This window comes from Kitasatospora purpeofusca, from assembly GCF_034043715.1.
GTDB classification, from domain to species: Bacteria; Actinomycetota; Actinomycetes; order Streptomycetales; family Streptomycetaceae; genus Kitasatospora; species Kitasatospora purpeofusca_A.
On record NZ_JAXCLC010000012.1, the window covers coordinates 111,074 to 127,075 of the forward strand.

Below are 16,002 nucleotides of genomic sequence, written 5' to 3' on the forward strand. Positions count from 1 at the left end.
GTCATGTCCGTCACCCACCGCCTCACCGCCCCCGCCCCGGGCTGGACCACCGACACGGATGTCGTCGTGGTCGGCTCCGGCGTGGCCGGGCTCACCGTCGCCCTCAACGTCCGCCGGGCCGGCCTGCGGGCCCTGGTGGTCACCAAGGCGATGCTGGACGACGGGTCCACCCGCTGGGCCCAGGGCGGCGTCGCGGCCGCCCTCGGCGAGGGGGACACCCCCGAGCAGCACCTGGCCGACACCCTGGTGGCGGGCGCCGGGCTGTGCGACGGGGACAGCGTCCGCACCCTGGTCACCGAGGGCCCGGACGCGGTCCGCCGGCTGATCGCGGTCGGCGCGGCCTTCGACCGGGGCGAGGACGGCGACGTCCTGCTCACCCGCGAGGGCGGTCACCACCGGAACCGGATCGCGCACGCCGGCGGGGACGCCACCGGCGCCGAGATATCCCGCGCCCTGGTGGAGGCCGTCCGCCGGGACCCGGGTATCGAGCTGATCGAGCACGCCCTGGTGCTCGACCTGCTCACCGACGCCGACGGGCACGCCACCGGGCTCACCCTGCACGTGATGGGCGAGGGCCAGCGGGACGGCGTCGGCGCCGTCCGGGCCCGCGCGGTGGTGCTCGCCACCGGCGGCATGGGCCAGGTCTTCTCGGCCACCACCAACCCGGCGGTCTCCACCGGCGACGGCGTGGCGCTCGCGCTTCGGGCCGGCGCCGTGGTCACCGACCTGGAGTTCGTCCAGTTCCACCCCACCGTGCTCTGGCTCGGCCCCGAGGCGGAGGGCCAGCAGCCGCTGGTCTCCGAGGCGGTCCGCGGCGAGGGCGCGCACCTGGTCGACGCGGACGGCGTCCGGTTCATGGTCGGGCAGCACGAGCTGGCCGAGCTGGCCCCGCGCGACATCGTCGCCAAGGCGATCACCCGCCGGATGCAGGAGCACGGCACCGACCACATGTACCTGGACGGGCGGCACTTCGGCGCCGGGATGTGGCAGCGGCGCTTCCCCACCATCCTGGCCTCCTGCCGCGCGCACGGCATCGACCCGGTCACCGAGCCGATCCCGATCTCGCCGGCCGCGCACCACGCCTCCGGCGGGGTGCGCACCGACAGCCGCGGCCGGACCTCCGTCCCCGGCCTCTACGCGTGCGGCGAGGTGGCCTGCACCGGCGTGCACGGCGCCAACCGGCTGGCCTCCAACTCGCTGCTGGAGGGCCTGGTCTTCGCCGAGCGGATCGCCGCCGACCTGGCCGCCCGGCACGCCGCCGGGGACCTGCCCGAGCGCGTCGTCGACGTCGAGGCGGCCCGGGCCGCCCGTCCGGTGCCGCTGCCCGCGCCCGAGGCGCGGGCCGAGATCCAGCGGCTGATGTCGCGCGGCACCGGCGTGCTGCGCTCGGCCGCGTCGATGGCCGCCACGGCGGAGGGGCTGGCCCTGCTCTCCGAGCAGACCCGCGCCGCCGTCGCCGAGGAGAAGCCGGCCGACCCCCGGGTGGAGACCTGGGAGGCCGCCAACCTGCTGCTGGTCGCCGACGCCCTGGTCACCGCCGCCGCGCAGCGCGAGGAGACCCGCGGCTGCCACTGGCGCGAGGACTTCCCGGAGCGCGACGACGCGCACTGGCAACGCCATCTGATCACCACCCTCACCGCCTCCGGCGGACCCGTCAGCACCCTCGAGGAGCCGTAACACCATGACCGACGCGACCGACGTGACCCACCTGCACGACGAGCACGAGCACGACGAGCTCCCGCTGGCCGGCGGCTGCGGCGACGGCTGCGCCTGCGGGGACGGCGAGGGCTACGAGACCGGCCTGGACCCCCAGCTCGCCGAGCTGCTGGAGGAGGCCGGCCTGGACCCGGTCGAGGTCGAGGACATCGCGACCCTGGCACTGGCCGAGGACCTGGCCGGCGGCGAGGACGTCACCTCGGTGGCCACCGTTCCCGCCGACGCCGTCGCCACCGCCGACTTCACCGCCCGCGCGGCGGGCGTGGTGGCCGGCCTGCGGATCGCCGAGGCCGTCGTCTCGCTGGTCTGCGAGGAGGAGTTCGAGGTCGAGCGGCACGTCCAGGACGGCGACCGGGTCGAGGCCGGCCAGGTGCTGCTCTCGGTCCGCTCCCGCACCCGGGACCTGCTGACCGCCGAGCGCAGCGCGCTCAACCTGCTCTGCCACCTGTCCGGCATCGCCACCGCGACCCGCGCCTGGGCGGACGCCCTGGAGGGCACCGGCGCGGTCGTCCGCGACACCCGCAAGACCACCCCGGGCCTGCGCGCGCTGGAGAAGTTCGCGGTCCGCTGCGGCGGCGGCGCCAACCACCGGATGGCGCTCTCGGACGCGGCCCTGGTCAAGGACAACCACGTGGTCGCGGCCGGCGGCGTCGCCGAGGCCTTCCGGGCCGTCCGGGCCGCCTACCCGGAGCTGCCGGTCGAGGTCGAGGTCGACACCCTGGACCAGATCACCCCCGTCCTGGAGGCCGGGGCGGACCTGATCCTGCTGGACAACTTCACCGTCCCGCAGCTGCGCGAGGCGGTCGCCCTGGTGGCCGGCCGGGCCGAGCTGGAGGCGTCCGGCGGACTCACCCTGGCCACCGCGCGCGAGGTCGCCCAGACTGGTGTCCAGTACCTGGCGGTGGGCGCGCTGACCCACTCCTCGCCGATCCTGGACATCGGCCTGGACCTGCGCGCCTGACCGTCCGTCCGGCCCCGTTCTCCCGTCCGGCCCGTTCGCCCGTTCGCCCCTGGTCCTCGACGCAGAAAGCACCTGATGCTGCTCACCATCGACGTCGGCAACACCCAGACCACCCTCGGCCTGTTCGGCGGCGAGGAGGTGGTCGAGACCTGGCGGATCTCCACCGATCCGCGCCGCACGGCGGACGAGCTGGCGGTGCTGCTGCACGGCCTGATGGGTTCGCAGGGGTCGCGCACCGCGATCGCGGACGCGAAGGTCGAGGGCCTGGCGATCTGCTCCTCCGTCCCCTCCGTGCTCCACGAGTTCCGCGAGGTGGCGCGCCGGTACTACGGCGACGTCCCCGCGGTGATCGTGGAGCCGGGGGTGAAGACGGGGGTGCACGTCCTGATGGACAACCCCAAGGAGGTCGGCGCCGACCGGATCGTCAACGCGCTGGCCGCCAACCACCTCTACGGCGGCCCCTGCATCGTGGTCGACTTCGGCACCGCCACCACCTTCGACGCCGTCAACGCCCGCGGCGACTACGTCGGCGGCGCGATCGCCCCCGGCATCGAGATCTCGGTCGAGGCGCTCGGCAACCGCGGCGCCCTGCTGCGCAAGATCGAGCTGACCCGCCCGCGGAACGTGATCGGCAAGAACACCGTCGAGGGCATGCAGTCCGGCATCCTCTACGGCTTCGCCGGGCAGGTCGACGGCCTGGTCGACCGGATGGCCCGGGAGCTGTCCAAGGACCCCGACGACGTCCAGGTGATCGCCACCGGCGGCCTGGCCCCGCTCGTCCTCGGCGAGGCCGGCTCCCTCGACGTCCACGAGCCCTGGCTCACCCTCATCGGCCTGCGTCTGGTCTTCGAACGCAACCGCCCGGCCTGACCCGGGAGGCGCACCGCGGCGTCCGAACGTGGGGGCTCGGCGCGACACTACCGACAAATCGGATATTCCTCACGTAGTGTCAGCCCATGCCTACGCCACACGGATCGCGCGGCGGCATGGCCTTCAGCGCCGACGAAGTCCGCGTGCTGCGCCGCGCCCTCGCCCAAGCCCTGCACCCCGCCGTCCCCGTCCACCTCCAGCTCTCCGACCGGCTGTACGCCGGCACCGGCGCCGCCCTGTGGGCCGAGGACGTCCAGGACGCACTGCGCCTGACCGAGGCGATCGACGAGGCCGTCCAGGAGGGGGGCCGGCTGCGCGCCTTCCTCCTCGCCGACCTCACCCGCTACCGGGCCGCCCTGCCCGGCAGCGCCAGCGGCTACCTGGAACGGCTGGAGGAGGCGGTGGCCGACGGCTACCTCCCGGGACCGGAGGACCTCACCGCGCTGCGCGGACTGTCCCGCCAGCCCTGCGGCCAGCACGAGCGCTCCCGGCGCTCCCGGCTGGCCGGGCGCTGCCACGCGCTGGCCGAGGCCGCCGTCCGCGAACGGCTCGCCCTCACCAGCGGCCAGCGCCACCTCGTCGCCGTACCGAGCCCCGCCGCACCCCCGAGCAGTCCCCTCATCCCTGTTGGAGGACGGATCCCGATGAGCAGCACCGAGCACCCCGCCGAGCAGCCCGCCGCCGCCCGCAAGGGCGCCCCCCGCGGCCCTCAGGACCAGCAGCCCGCCCGGCCGCACCGGATGCCCACCCCCGCCGAACTGTTCGGCCGCCGCCCCAAGGCCTCGGCCCACCCGGACCGGCCGGTCCAGCCGGCCGCGCCCGAGGACCTGGAGCTCGCCACCGGCACCGGCTGAGCCCGGACCGCCACCGCCGCCCGGGGAGGCCGCGCCGCACCGAGCGGCCCGGCCTCCCCGGTCCATCTGTCGACAATCCCGTTCACCGGGCGGATCGTTCGGGTCACGACTCCACAACCATCACCGCGCGCGCCGCCGGATCGCTCCCGTCCTGTACGAATTGATGGGCAATCAACCGGCTTGACGTCCGGCCCGCCGTCCATAGGGTCGCGGGGACACCCCACGACCAAGAGGATCCCCGTGAACTCGACCCGCGCGCGCCGGGTGCTCGGCTCGGCCGCGGCAACGGCCGTCGCCGCCCTGTCCGTCGGCACGCTCGCCGTCCCCGCCCACGCCGCGGGCCAGGCCCTCAGGCTCGACGTCGGCGCCCTGGTCCAGATCCCGGGAGAGCCGACCACCCAGCCGCAGTTCGGCGAGAACGTCTTCCTCCGGGTCGGCCGGACCGGCACCGCCCCGGTCCCGGACGCCAGGCTCACCCTCGACACCACCGGGCTGGACGGCATCGCCGTGCTCACCGCCTCCGGCGGCCGCTGCGTCACCGCGGCCCGGACGATCACCTGCGAGCTCGGCCACCTCAACAGCGACAGCGTCAACATCACCGACCACCTGTGGCTGAGCGCCGTGCCCGGGGCCAAGGCCGGCACCCGGGGCGTGGTGCACGCCGCGCTGACCGCGCCCGGCGCCGAGTCGGCGGAGAAGGACTTCGCGGTCGAGGTCGGCGGCGCCGCGTTCCGGGTCGCCGAGACCGCCCCCAAGGAGCAGGCCAAGGTCGGCAGCACCTTCACCCCGGCCGTGCGGTTCGCCAACCGCGGCGGCGTCTCGGCCGTCCGGGCGATCGTCGAGGTGATGATGCTGCCCGGCCTGAAGGTCGAGGACTGGCCGTCCAACTGCGAGTACGCCACCGACCCGGGCCAGCTCGGCCGCGAGGGCTTCGGCGCACCGATCGCGACCACGCACGGCATCTGCACCGTCGAGGGGGAGATCCTGCCCAACGAACCGGTCCGGCTGAACGGCCTCGACCTGACCGTCACGTCCGAGGCCAGGTACACCTTCGCGGACTTCGCGGTCCTCGCCGCCCCGGACGCGGCCGCCGCGCAGGGACCGGCGCTGCGCCGGCGGCTGGCCTTCGAACGCGGCACCGGCGCGCCCGCCACCCTGGTCCGGGACTCCGCCGAGGGCATCCCCTCCGGCTACCCCGACATCAACGGCCACCTCACCGAGCAGGAGGTGTTCGCCGACAACGGCGCCGACTTCGGCCTGACCGGCACCTGGACCCCGGACGCCTCCGGCCGCGCGGGCACGCTCGCCATCACGGCCGCCAACCGCGGCCCGGCCTCGATCTACGACCGCAGCGGCGGCGAAGGCACCCCGTTCGTCCGGATCCAGCTGCCCGAGGGCGCCTCGGTCACCGACCTCCCCGAGAACTGCCGGGCGAACGACCGCATTCTCGGCGAGGCCCAGGACCACCCGCTCAACAAGTTCGACTGCGACGCCTTCGACTTCTTCATGGCGAACGGCGCGTCCAGCCGCCACGTCCTGGGCGTGAAGCTGGACGAGGGCACCGTCCCGCTCTCCGCCACCGTCTCGTTCCAGACCCAGTTCAGCGACCTGGAGGAGGGCTACCCGAGCGCCCCCATGAGCTGGGACCCCGACCCGGACAACAACCGGATCAAGGTCGCGCTGCGCTCGCTCCCCGCGCCCGGGACCCCCGCCGCGGACGCCGGGACCGGGACTCCGGCCGAGCCGGCCGTACCGGTCGTACCGGTCGTACCGGCCTCGGTGGCGGACTCCACCGGCAGTGGGACCGGCGCCACCGCGGCCGGCACCACCGGCGGCACCGCCACCGCCGCGGCCGGCCGGACCGGGACCGGGACCGGGACCGGGGCCAGGGCCACGGTGGCGCTCGACCTCGCGGACGGCGGCGAGCTGGCCGACAGCGGCCGCGGCGACGCCGTCCCGCTGGCCTGGGCCTCCGCCACCGCGCTGGCCCTGGGCGGCGCCGCGCTCCTCGTCTCCCGCCGCCTCGGCCGCCGGCGCTCCTGACCCCGTCCCGCGGGGAGGGGGCGGCGTACCCCGCCCCCGCACCGCGCGGCGCGGTAATCCCGTGGCGGAGCACCATCACCGGCTGGCTACCCTGGTGGGGTGAGCGATCAGAGTCCCATCACCGCGACCGACGACCTTCCCGAGCAGATGCGCGTCCGGCGCGAGAAGCTGGACCGGCTCCGGGCCGCCGGCATCGACCCGTACCCGGTCGGCTTCCCCCGCACCAGCACCATCGCCGACCTCCGGGACAAGCACCCCGACCTGGCCCCGGACACCGCGACCGGCGAGCGGGCCGGCATCACCGGCCGGGTGGTCCTCTCCCGCACCGGCGGCAAGCTCTGCTTCGCGACCCTGCGCGACGGCTCCGGCGACCTCCAGGTGATGCTGTCCCTGGACAAGCTGGGCGAGGAGCGGCTGGCGGCCTGGAAGTCGGACATCGACCTGGGCGACCAGGTCGGCGTCGAGGGCGAGGTGATCACCTCCCGGCGCGGCGAGCTGTCGGTGATGGTGGACCGCTGGGAGCTCACCGCCAAGTGCCTGCGCCCGCTGCCCGACAAGCACAAGGGCCTGACCGACCCGGAGGCCCGGGTCCGCCAGCGGTACGTGGACCTGATCGTCAACCCCGAGGCCCGCGAGATCCTGTACCTGCGCTCCAAGGTGGTCCGCTCGATCCGCCGCACCTACGAGGAGCGCGGCTACATCGAGGTCGAGACCCCGATGCTGCAGCCGGTGCACGGCGGCGCCAACGCGCGTCCGTTCAAGACGCACATCAACGCCTACGGCATCGACCTCTTCATGCGGATCGCCCCCGAGCTGTACCTCAAGCGGCTGGTGGTCGGCGGCGCGGAGAAGGTCTTCGAGATCAACCGCAACTTCCGCAACGAGGGCGCGGACTCCACCCACAACCCCGAGTTCACCTCGCTGGAGTCGTACGAGGCCTACGGCGACTACGACACCCAGGCCGAGCTGATCCGGGCCACCATCATCAACGCGGCCCGGGACGCGCTGGGGACCACGGTGATCAAGGGCCTGGACCCGCACGGCGTGGAGCACGAGATCGACCTGGCCGAGCCCTGGGCCGAGGTGAGCGTCTACCCGGGCATCTCCGGGCACCTGGGCACCGAGGTCACCCCGGAGACCACGGTCGAGACGCTGCGCGAGCTGGCCTCCCAGCACGGCATCCCCTTCGAGAAGGAGTGGGGCCACGGCCAGATCGTGCTGGAGATGGTCGAGCGCCTGCTGGAGGAGAACGCCGTCCGGCCGACCTTCATCAAGGACTACCCGACCGAGGTCTCCCCGCTGACGCGGCAGCACCGCTCCGTCCCGGGCGTGGCCGAGAAGTGGGACCTGGTGATCTTCGGGACCGAGATCGGCACCGCCTACTCCGAGCTGATCGACCCGGTCGAGCAGCGCGCCCGCCTCACCGCGCAGTCCCTGCTCGCGGCCGGCGGCGACGTCGAGGCGATGCAGATCGACGAGGACTTCCTGCGGGCCCTGGAGTACGCGATGCCGCCCACCGGCGGCCTCGGACTCGGGGTGGACCGCCTGATCATGCTGCTCACCGGCAAGAACATCCGGGAGACGGTGCTGTTCCCGCTGGTGAAGCCGGAGCCCAAGGCGTCCGCCGGTACGGCGGAGCAGACCGAGGAGGAGTGACCTGATGGACTACGTCAGCGCGATCGTCCCACCGCTGGTCATGGCGATCGGCTTCGGCTTCCTGGTGCGGGCCATCATCCGCACCCAGGGCGGCGCCCAGAAGGCCAAGGAGGACCTGGTCGACTGAGTGCCCGACGGCCGCCCGGCCTCCGCCGGACGCCCCCGTGACACCGCGCGCCGCCATTCCCGGATTCCGGGGGTGGCGGCGCGCCGGTTTCGCCGCACTTCACAAGATTTGCCCCGTTCACTCCCTATCCTGGCCGGACTATGGTCCGGCAACTCGGCGAACTTGAGAACGCCATCATGACCCGGGTGTGGCAGTGGAACCGACCGGTCACGGTTCGCGAGGTCCTTCTGGATCTGCGGTCGGAACGGGAAATCGCGTACACCACGGTGATGACCGTCCTGGACAAGCTGCACCGAAAGGGCTGGCTCCGCCGGGAGCGTGTCGGCCGGGCCTATCGATATGAACCGGTCTCCTCGCGCGAGGCGTACACGGCGGCCCTGATGAACGACGCGTGGGCGACCGGTGACAATCCGGCCGCGGCCCTGGTGCACTTCTTCGGCCTGATGTCGCCGGAGCAACGGGAGGCGCTGCGGGACGCCCTGCGGGTGGCCGCTCTGTTCCCGACCGATCCGGCGGCCCCGGATTCCCCGGAGAGCGGAACGAAGAGCGGACCGGGGAGCGGGACGAAGAGCGGGCCGGATACCGGGGAGACCGGATCGGGGCCGGCGCGATAACGTCCCGCCATGGAGGTCACCATCCGCCGGGCGCGGACCACGGACGTGCGGGCAGTGCGCAGGCTCATCGACACCTACTCGCGTGACGGGATTCTGCTCGACAAGCCCACCGTGATGCTGTTCGAATCGGTGCAGGAGTTCTGGGTCGCGGAACGCGACGACAACGGGACGGTGGTGGCCTGCGGCGCGCTCCACGTCATGTGGGAGGACCTCGCCGAGGTCCGCACGCTCGCCGTCGACGAGTCCTGCCGGGGCCACGGCGTCGGACACCTGCTGCTGGAGAAGCTGCTGCAGACCGCCCGCTGGCTCGGCGTCCGTCGGATTTTCTGCCTGACGTTCGAGGTCCCGTTCTTCGCGAAACACGGTTTCGTGGAGATCGGAGAGGTCCAGGAAACCGATGATGGTACGACAGACCCGGCAGCGATCGCTACGGATGTCTATGAAGAACTTCTCCGCTCGTACGATGAAGGTGTTGCCGAGTTCCTCGACCTGGAGCGGGTGAAGCCCAACACACTGGGCAACTCGCGCATGCTGTTGCACCTGTGAGCCGCCCCCGGGACGGTCAGGGGTTTGTGTTTTTCGGAGAAAGGCGCTTTCCTTTCCTTAGGCAAAGGGTCGTTTAGCGGAAAGGGAAGCCCGTGGCACAGAGGGTGCAGGTCATTCTTGAAGACGATCTCGACGGCGGGTCGGCGGACGAGACGGTCACGTTCGCGCTCGACGGCGTTGCCTACGAGATCGATCTGAAGAGCGCCAACGCGGACAAGCTCCGCGATCTGCTGGCGCCGTACGTCGAGAAGGGGCGCAAGCAGAGCGGCAGGCTCGCCGGCCCCCGCCGCGCGGGCCGCAGCGCCGCCCCGCGCCCGTCCGGCAGCGTCCCGGACACCGCCAAGATCCGCGCGTGGGCCAAGGAGCAGGGCCTCGAGGTCAACGACCGCGGCCGCGTCCCCAGCAATGTGCGCGAGGCCTACGAGAAGGCCAACGCGGCCTGACCCGGGCGACGCCCGGCCGCCCGGACGGGTTCGGTGCCCCGGGCACCGGCCGAGGCGTCCACGGCACACGCGCGGGGCGCGGAGGGATTCCCTCCGCGCCCCGCGGCGTACGTCCGGACGGCGCCGCGGCGGCCCGGTGCGGGCGCGGGCGCCCGCTCGGGCAGCCGGCGGGGCACGGATTCGGGCGGCGGAACGGTCACGGCCTGTGCAACGCTGGAAGGGCGAAGCGGTAACGCGGACACCACCGGGACGGCGTACCGGCCACCGCGACCGCGGCTGACCGGCCGTCAGCGGCGGCCGACTTCTCGCCAGGCGAACACCGCCACCGCGGAAACTGCGCGAGAACCGCCCCGATACCGGGTATGAATGCAGAAGGACGGGGTCCGTGACCCTGTCCGAGGCAGTACGCGTGACCGGTCGGACGTCCACCGACTGCGCCGCGGCGGCGTTTGTTCGCCGATGGCGTAGCGGCATCCGGTGCATCCGGCCCCCGTGCGGGAACACCGTCTCCCAACATCGGGTTGGGATTGGTGTCGGCTGGTCGCGCAGCATGTCGCTCACCGCGAGGGGAGCGAATCCGTGGGCCGCGCCGCTGAGCGGGACTAGCATGCGGAAGGACAGGGCGGGGACGGACCCCGAACTGCCCGACCGCTCTGAGGAGCGATAAACGATGTTCGAGAGGTTCACCGACCGCGCGCGGCGGGTTGTCGTCCTGGCTCAGGAAGAAGCCCGGATGCTCAACCACAACTACATCGGCACCGAGCACATCCTCCTGGGTCTGATCCACGAGGGTGAGGGTGTCGCCGCTAAGGCCCTGGAGAGCCTCGGGATTTCTCTTGAGGCCGTTCGCCAGCAGGTCGAGGAGATCATCGGCCAGGGCCAGCAGGCCCCGTCCGGTCACATTCCCTTCACCCCGCGGGCCAAGAAGGTCCTGGAGCTGTCGCTCCGGGAGGCCCTGCAGCTCGGCCACAACTACATCGGCACCGAGCACATCCTGCTCGGCCTGATCCGCGAGGGCGAGGGCGTCGCCGCCCAGGTCCTGGTGAAGCTGGGCGCCGACCTGAACCGGGTCCGTCAGCAGGTCATCCAGCTGCTCTCCGGTTACCAGACCCCCGGTGGCAAGGAGTCGGCCACGGCCGGCGGGCCGGCCGAGGGCACCCCGTCGACCTCGCTGGTCCTGGACCAGTTCGGCCGCAACCTCACCCAGGCCGCCCGCGAGGCCAAGCTCGACCCGGTGATCGGGCGCGAGAAGGAGATCGAGCGGGTCATGCAGGTGCTGTCCCGCCGCACCAAGAACAACCCGGTCCTGATCGGGGAGCCCGGCGTCGGCAAGACCGCCGTCGTCGAGGGCCTGGCCCAGGCGATCGTCAAGGGCGAGGTCCCGGAGACGCTCAAGGACAAGCAGCTCTACACGCTGGACCTGGGCGCCCTGGTGGCCGGCTCGCGCTACCGCGGTGACTTCGAGGAGCGCCTGAAGAAGGTTCTCAAGGAGATCCGCACCCGCGGCGACATCATCCTGTTCATCGACGAGCTGCACACCCTGGTCGGCGCGGGCGCCGCCGAGGGTGCCATCGACGCGGCCTCGATCCTCAAGCCGATGCTGGCCCGCGGTGAGCTCCAGACCATCGGTGCCACCACGCTCGACGAGTACCGCAAGCACCTGGAGAAGGACGCCGCGCTGGAGCGCCGCTTCCAGCCGATCCAGGTCGCCGAGCCCTCGCTGCCGCACACCATCGAGATCCTCAAGGGCCTGCGCGACCGCTACGAGGCCCACCACCGGGTCTCCATCACGGACGCCGCCCTGGTCGCCGCCGCCACCCTGGCCGACCGGTACATCTCGGACCGCTTCCTGCCGGACAAGGCGATCGACCTGATCGACGAGGCCGGCTCCCGGATGCGCATCCGCCGGATGACCGCGCCGCCGGACCTCCGCGAGTTCGACGAGAAGATCGCCGATGTGCGCCGCGAGAAGGAGAGCGCGATCGACGCGCAGGACTTCGAGAAGGCCGCGTCCCTGCGCGACGACGAGAAGCAGCTCCTGCAGGCCAAGGCCAAGCGCGAGAAGGAGTGGAAGGCCGGCGACATGGATGTCGTCGCGGAGGTCGACGAGGAGCTCATCGCCGAGGTCCTGGCCACCGCCACCGGCATCCCGGTCTTCAAGCTGACCGAGGAGGAGACCTCCCGGCTGCTGCGCATGGAGGACGAGCTGCACAAGCGCGTCATCGGCCAGAAGGACGCCATCAGGGCGCTCTCGCAGGCCATCCGGCGCACCCGTGCGGGCCTCAAGGACCCGAAGCGCCCCGGCGGCTCGTTCATCTTCGCCGGCCCGTCCGGCGTCGGTAAGACCGAGCTGTCCAAGACGCTCGCCGAGTTCCTCTTCGGCGACGAGGACGCGCTGATCGCGCTGGACATGTCGGAGTTCTCGGAGAAGCACACCGTCTCCCGGCTCTTCGGCTCGCCCCCCGGCTACGTCGGCTACGAGGAGGGCGGCCAGCTCACCGAGAAGGTGCGCCGCAAGCCGTTCTCCGTCGTCCTCTTCGACGAGGTGGAGAAGGCCCACCCGGACATCTTCAACTCGCTGCTGCAGATCCTGGAGGACGGTCGCCTGACCGACTCCCAGGGCCGCGTGGTCGACTTCAAGAACACCGTCATCATCATGACGACCAACCTCGGCACCCGGGACATCTCCAAGGGCTTCAACCTGGGCTTCGCGGCCCAGGGCGACACCCAGACCGGGTACGACCGGATGAAGGCGAAGGTCAGCGAGGAGCTCAAGCAGCACTTCCGCCCCGAGTTCCTGAACCGCGTCGACGACATCGTGGTCTTCCACCAGCTGACCGAGGAAGACATCATCCAGATCGTCGACCTCATGATCGACAAGGTGGACGAGCGGCTCAAGGACAAGGACATGGGCCTGGAGCTCAGCGTCGAGGCCAAGCAGCTGCTGGCCAAGCGCGGCTACGACCCGATCCTGGGCGCCCGTCCGCTGCGCCGGACCATCCAGCGCGAGATCGAGGACCACCTCTCCGAGAAGATCCTCTTCGGCGAGCTGCGGGCCGGCCACATCGTGGTCGTCGGTGTCGAGGGCGAGGGCAAGGAAGCGAAGTTCACCTTCCGCGGCGAGGAGAAGACCGCGGTCGCGGACACCCCGGCCGCCGTCGCCTCGCCGGGTCCGGACCTGACGAAGTAGCAACATTTAACAGACAACAGCAACGGTTTGGGCCCCCGGCGTTCGCGCCGGGGGCCCAAACCGTTTTCCGTGCCCCCGTCGAAACTGTGATCCGGGCCACGAATCGGCAGGTCACTGGCCTGAACGGGGGGGCGGTGCGGGTGCGATCGAAGCTGCGGTCATCTTTAATGACAATGCTGTTGACGGCACGTCAGCTGATACGAAGTCGCGGAGGATAGCGCTGTGGCCATGTCACGGTCAAGGTCTATCTTTTCCGTCCACGCTTGGATCAAATGTCGTCCACCTGTCTTTCATTGGTTTACCGGAAGGCCAAGAGCCGGACGGTTTGGGGAGGACGTCACAACGTTGAAGATGACCAGGAAAGCCGCTTCGGCCGCCTCAGTCGTGGCGGTCATAGCCGCGCTCGGCGCGGGACTGCTCCCGAGCACGGCGGTCGCCGCCGGCGCCGCCCCCGTCCCGCAGGACCCGGCCGACGCCGTTCAGACCAGCACTGAGCACAACATTCCCGGCCCGCTGACCGAGAAGGTCGAGGCCGAGCAGAAGGCCGCCACCGAGCAGCTGCTCGCCGGCACCGCCCAGATCGAGCAGCACGGCGGCGGCTCCAGCATCAAGCTGGGCAAGGACAAGTACGTCGAGCTGGCCCGTGAGCGCACGGACAAGATCTTCACCATCCTGGTGGAGTTCGGCGACGAGGTCGACAGCACCACCAAGACGCCGGACGGCAAGGTCAAGTACGGCGGCCAGCCCGGTCCGCAGCGCAACCAGATCGAGCAGCCGAACGCCGCGACCAACAACTCCACCCTCTGGCAGGCTGACTACAACCAGCAGCACTACCAGGACCTGTACTTCAACAAGTCCGGTGACTCGCTGAAGACCTTCTACGAGAAGCAGTCCTCGGGCCGCTACTCGGTCGACGGTCAGGTCACCGACTGGGTGAAGGTCAAGTACAACGAGGCCCGTTACGGCTCGGACTACTGCGGCCAGCACGTCTGCGCCAACGCGCAGGACCTGATCCGCGACGCGATCGACACCTGGGTCGCCGACCAGAAGGCCAAGGGCCAGACGGACGAGCAGATCAAGGCCGCCATCGCGCAGTACGACCTGTGGGACCGGTACGACTTCAACCACAACGGCAACTTCAACGAGCCGGACGGTTACATCGACCACTTCCAGATCGTGCACGCCGGTGAGGACCAGTCGGCGGGCGGCGGCAAGCAGGGCACCGACGCCCTGTGGGCCCACCGCTCGTACGCCTACGGCACCGGCGCCGGCACCACCGGTCCGGCCACCAACAAGCTCGGCGGCACCCCCGTCGGCGGCACCGGTGTCTGGGTCGGCGACTACACCATGCAGCCCGAGAACGGCGGCCTCGGTGTCTTCGCCCACGAGTACGGCCACGACCTCGGTCTGCCGGACCTCTACGACACCTCCGGCAGCGGCATCGACAACTCGGTCGGCTTCTGGTCGCTGATGTCGTCCGGCTCCTGGCTCGGCGAGGGCAAGAACTCGATCGGCGACATGCCGAACGACCTCGACGCCTGGAGCAAGCTCAAGCTCGGCTGGCTGAAGTTCGACAAGGCCAAGGCCGGCACCGAGTCGACCCACCACATCGGCCCGGTCGAGTACAACAGCGCGCTCCCGCAGGCGCTCGTCGTCGACCTGCCGAAGAAGGCCGTCACCACCACCATCAACAAGCCCTTCGCCGGGGCGAACGAGTGGTGGAGCGGCAGCGCGGACGACCTGAACGTCTCGCTGACCCGCGACGTCGACCTGACCGGCAAGACCAAGGCCGCGCTGTCGGCCAAGGCCTGGTACGACATCGAGCAGGACTTCGACTACGGCTACGCCGAGGTCTCCACCGACGGCGGCGCCAACTGGACCGCCCTCGACGGCTCCTACAACGGTGTCGCGCTGCCGAAGGACCCCTCCGGCAAGGCCGCGCTGACCGGCAACTCGGGCGACAAGTGGGGCGACCTCGCCTTCCCGCTGGACGCCTACGCCGGCAAGGCCGTCAAGGTCCGCTTCCGCTACACCACCGACGGCGGTCTGCACCTCAAGGGCCTGGCCCTGGACGACCTCGCGGTGACCGCGGACGGCGCCAACGTCTTCACCGACGGTGCCGAGAACGGTGACAACGGCTGGACCGCCAAGGGCTTCTCGCGGACCACCGGCTCGTTCACCAACGACTACAACCAGTACTACATCGCGGAGAACCGGCAGTACGTCTCGTACGACCGCACCCTCAAGGTCGGCCCGTACAACTTCGGCTTCGCCGACAAGCCGCTCTTCGTCGAGCACTACCCGTACCAGGCCGGTCTGCTGATCTGGTACTGGGACGAGTCGCAGACCGACAACAACGTCACCAACCACCCGGGTCAGGGCCTGATCCTGCCGGTCGACTCGCACCCGGCCCCGCTGAAGTGGAAGGACGGCTCGCTGATGCGCCCGCGCATCAACGGCTACGACTCCACCTTCGGCTCGCGCCGCACCGACGGTCTGACCCTGCACAAGGCGGGCGTCGAGACGGTCATCCCGAAGTCCAAGGGCGTCGACGAGTTCTCCGACCTGAAGTCCTACTGGACCAGCGAGAACAAGTACAGCAGCGTCATCGTCCCGAAGACGGGCACCAGCATCGAGGTCGAGAACGAGTCCTCGAACTACCTGGAGACCTGGATCCGCGTCCGCCCGGTCGACAACTGATCGAACCGAGCTCTGACGCCCGGTCCGTGACCAGGCACCGCTGAGCCGATCCGGCCCGCTCCCGCACCCGCGGGGGCGGGCCGGATTCTTTGTACCCGGAGGGCCCGAACCCACCGGGGCGGGTGGTGCTCCTCACAGCCCCCGGAGGCGGTACGAGCGGGGGTAGTAGGACGGCGGGGCGGAGGGGGCCGGCCTTCGTCCCCTGAACAGAGCATCCGATCACATGATCGTTACTCCATCGGTTTGAATCTCCGGCCCGGTGATGACTACACGCCGTAGTAC

11 protein-coding genes and 1 pseudogene are annotated in these 16,002 nt (G+C 71.1%); all 12 read left to right on the forward strand.

Annotated features, from left to right (window positions below):
• Positions 1-3: 3 nt before the first annotated feature.
• Entirely contained in the window at positions 4-1,677 is a 1,674-nt protein-coding gene (locus SM793_RS09295; protein ID WP_320437589.1) for an L-aspartate oxidase, read from the forward strand.
• 4 nt (positions 1,678-1,681) lie between these two features.
• On the forward strand, positions 1,682-2,677 hold the full coding sequence (gene nadC / locus SM793_RS09300; protein ID WP_320437590.1) for a carboxylating nicotinate-nucleotide diphosphorylase: 996 nt from the start codon (positions 1,682-1,684) through the stop codon (positions 2,675-2,677).
• Between the two features lie 75 nt (positions 2,678-2,752).
• The gene (locus SM793_RS09305; protein WP_320437591.1) at positions 2,753-3,547 is read left to right on the forward strand and encodes a type III pantothenate kinase; all 795 of its coding nucleotides are present in this window, start codon (positions 2,753-2,755) and stop codon (positions 3,545-3,547) included.
• A gap of 86 nt (positions 3,548-3,633) precedes the next feature.
• Positions 3,634-4,401, forward strand: a complete 768-nt coding sequence (locus SM793_RS09310; protein ID WP_320437592.1) for a hypothetical protein — start codon at positions 3,634-3,636, stop codon at positions 4,399-4,401.
• A gap of 240 nt (positions 4,402-4,641) precedes the next feature.
• Positions 4,642-6,444 (forward strand): hypothetical protein, encoded by a 1,803-nt coding sequence (locus SM793_RS09315; RefSeq protein WP_320437593.1) that lies wholly within the window; start codon positions 4,642-4,644, stop codon positions 6,442-6,444.
• Positions 6,445-6,579: 135 nt separating this feature from the next.
• Positions 6,580-8,100, forward strand: a pseudogene (lysX, locus tag SM793_RS09320) (bifunctional lysylphosphatidylglycerol synthetase/lysine--tRNA ligase LysX); the annotation flags it as partial.
• A gap of 4 nt (positions 8,101-8,104) precedes the next feature.
• The gene (locus SM793_RS09325; RefSeq protein WP_030393758.1) at positions 8,105-8,227 is read left to right on the forward strand and encodes a hypothetical protein; all 123 of its coding nucleotides are present in this window, start codon (positions 8,105-8,107) and stop codon (positions 8,225-8,227) included.
• 140 nt (positions 8,228-8,367) lie between these two features.
• On the forward strand, positions 8,368-8,841 hold the full coding sequence (locus tag SM793_RS09330) for a BlaI/MecI/CopY family transcriptional regulator (protein WP_320437595.1): 474 nt from the start codon (positions 8,368-8,370) through the stop codon (positions 8,839-8,841).
• Positions 8,842-8,850: 9 nt separating this feature from the next.
• On the forward strand, positions 8,851-9,387 hold the full coding sequence (locus SM793_RS09335) for an amino-acid N-acetyltransferase (RefSeq protein WP_320437596.1): 537 nt from the start codon (positions 8,851-8,853) through the stop codon (positions 9,385-9,387).
• Between the two features lie 92 nt (positions 9,388-9,479).
• Positions 9,480-9,830: an Lsr2 family protein gene (locus tag SM793_RS09340; protein ID WP_320437597.1), complete on the forward strand. Its 351-nt coding sequence runs from the start codon at positions 9,480-9,482 to the stop codon at positions 9,828-9,830.
• A 670-nt stretch (positions 9,831-10,500) separates the two neighbouring features.
• Positions 10,501-13,020, forward strand: a complete 2,520-nt coding sequence (locus SM793_RS09345) for an ATP-dependent Clp protease ATP-binding subunit (protein WP_320437598.1) — start codon at positions 10,501-10,503, stop codon at positions 13,018-13,020.
• Positions 13,021-13,371: 351 nt separating this feature from the next.
• Positions 13,372-15,720 carry an immune inhibitor A domain-containing protein gene (locus tag SM793_RS09350; protein ID WP_320437599.1) on the forward strand — a complete coding sequence of 783 codons (2,349 nt, stop codon included), beginning with the start codon at positions 13,372-13,374 and terminating at the stop codon, positions 15,718-15,720.
• The last annotated feature ends 282 nt before the right edge of the window (positions 15,721-16,002 follow it).

Coding starts and splice junctions, on each gene's coding strand:
- SM793_RS09325 (WP_030393758.1), top strand. CDS start 8,105: ATGGACTACGTCAGCGCGATCGTCCCACCGCTGGTCATGGCGATCGGC.
- nadC (WP_320437590.1), top strand. CDS start 1,682: ATGACCGACGCGACCGACGTGACCCACCTGCACGACGAGCACGAGCAC.
- SM793_RS09310 (WP_320437592.1), top strand. CDS start 3,634: ATGCCTACGCCACACGGATCGCGCGGCGGCATGGCCTTCAGCGCCGAC.
- SM793_RS09335 (WP_320437596.1), top strand. CDS start 8,851: ATGGAGGTCACCATCCGCCGGGCGCGGACCACGGACGTGCGGGCAGTG.
- SM793_RS09350 (WP_320437599.1), top strand. CDS start 13,372: ATGACCAGGAAAGCCGCTTCGGCCGCCTCAGTCGTGGCGGTCATAGCC.
- SM793_RS09305 (WP_320437591.1), top strand. CDS start 2,753: ATGCTGCTCACCATCGACGTCGGCAACACCCAGACCACCCTCGGCCTG.
- SM793_RS09345 (WP_320437598.1), top strand. CDS start 10,501: ATGTTCGAGAGGTTCACCGACCGCGCGCGGCGGGTTGTCGTCCTGGCT.
- SM793_RS09295 (WP_320437589.1), top strand. CDS start 4: ATGTCCGTCACCCACCGCCTCACCGCCCCCGCCCCGGGCTGGACCACC.
- SM793_RS09330 (WP_320437595.1), top strand. CDS start 8,368: ATGGTCCGGCAACTCGGCGAACTTGAGAACGCCATCATGACCCGGGTG.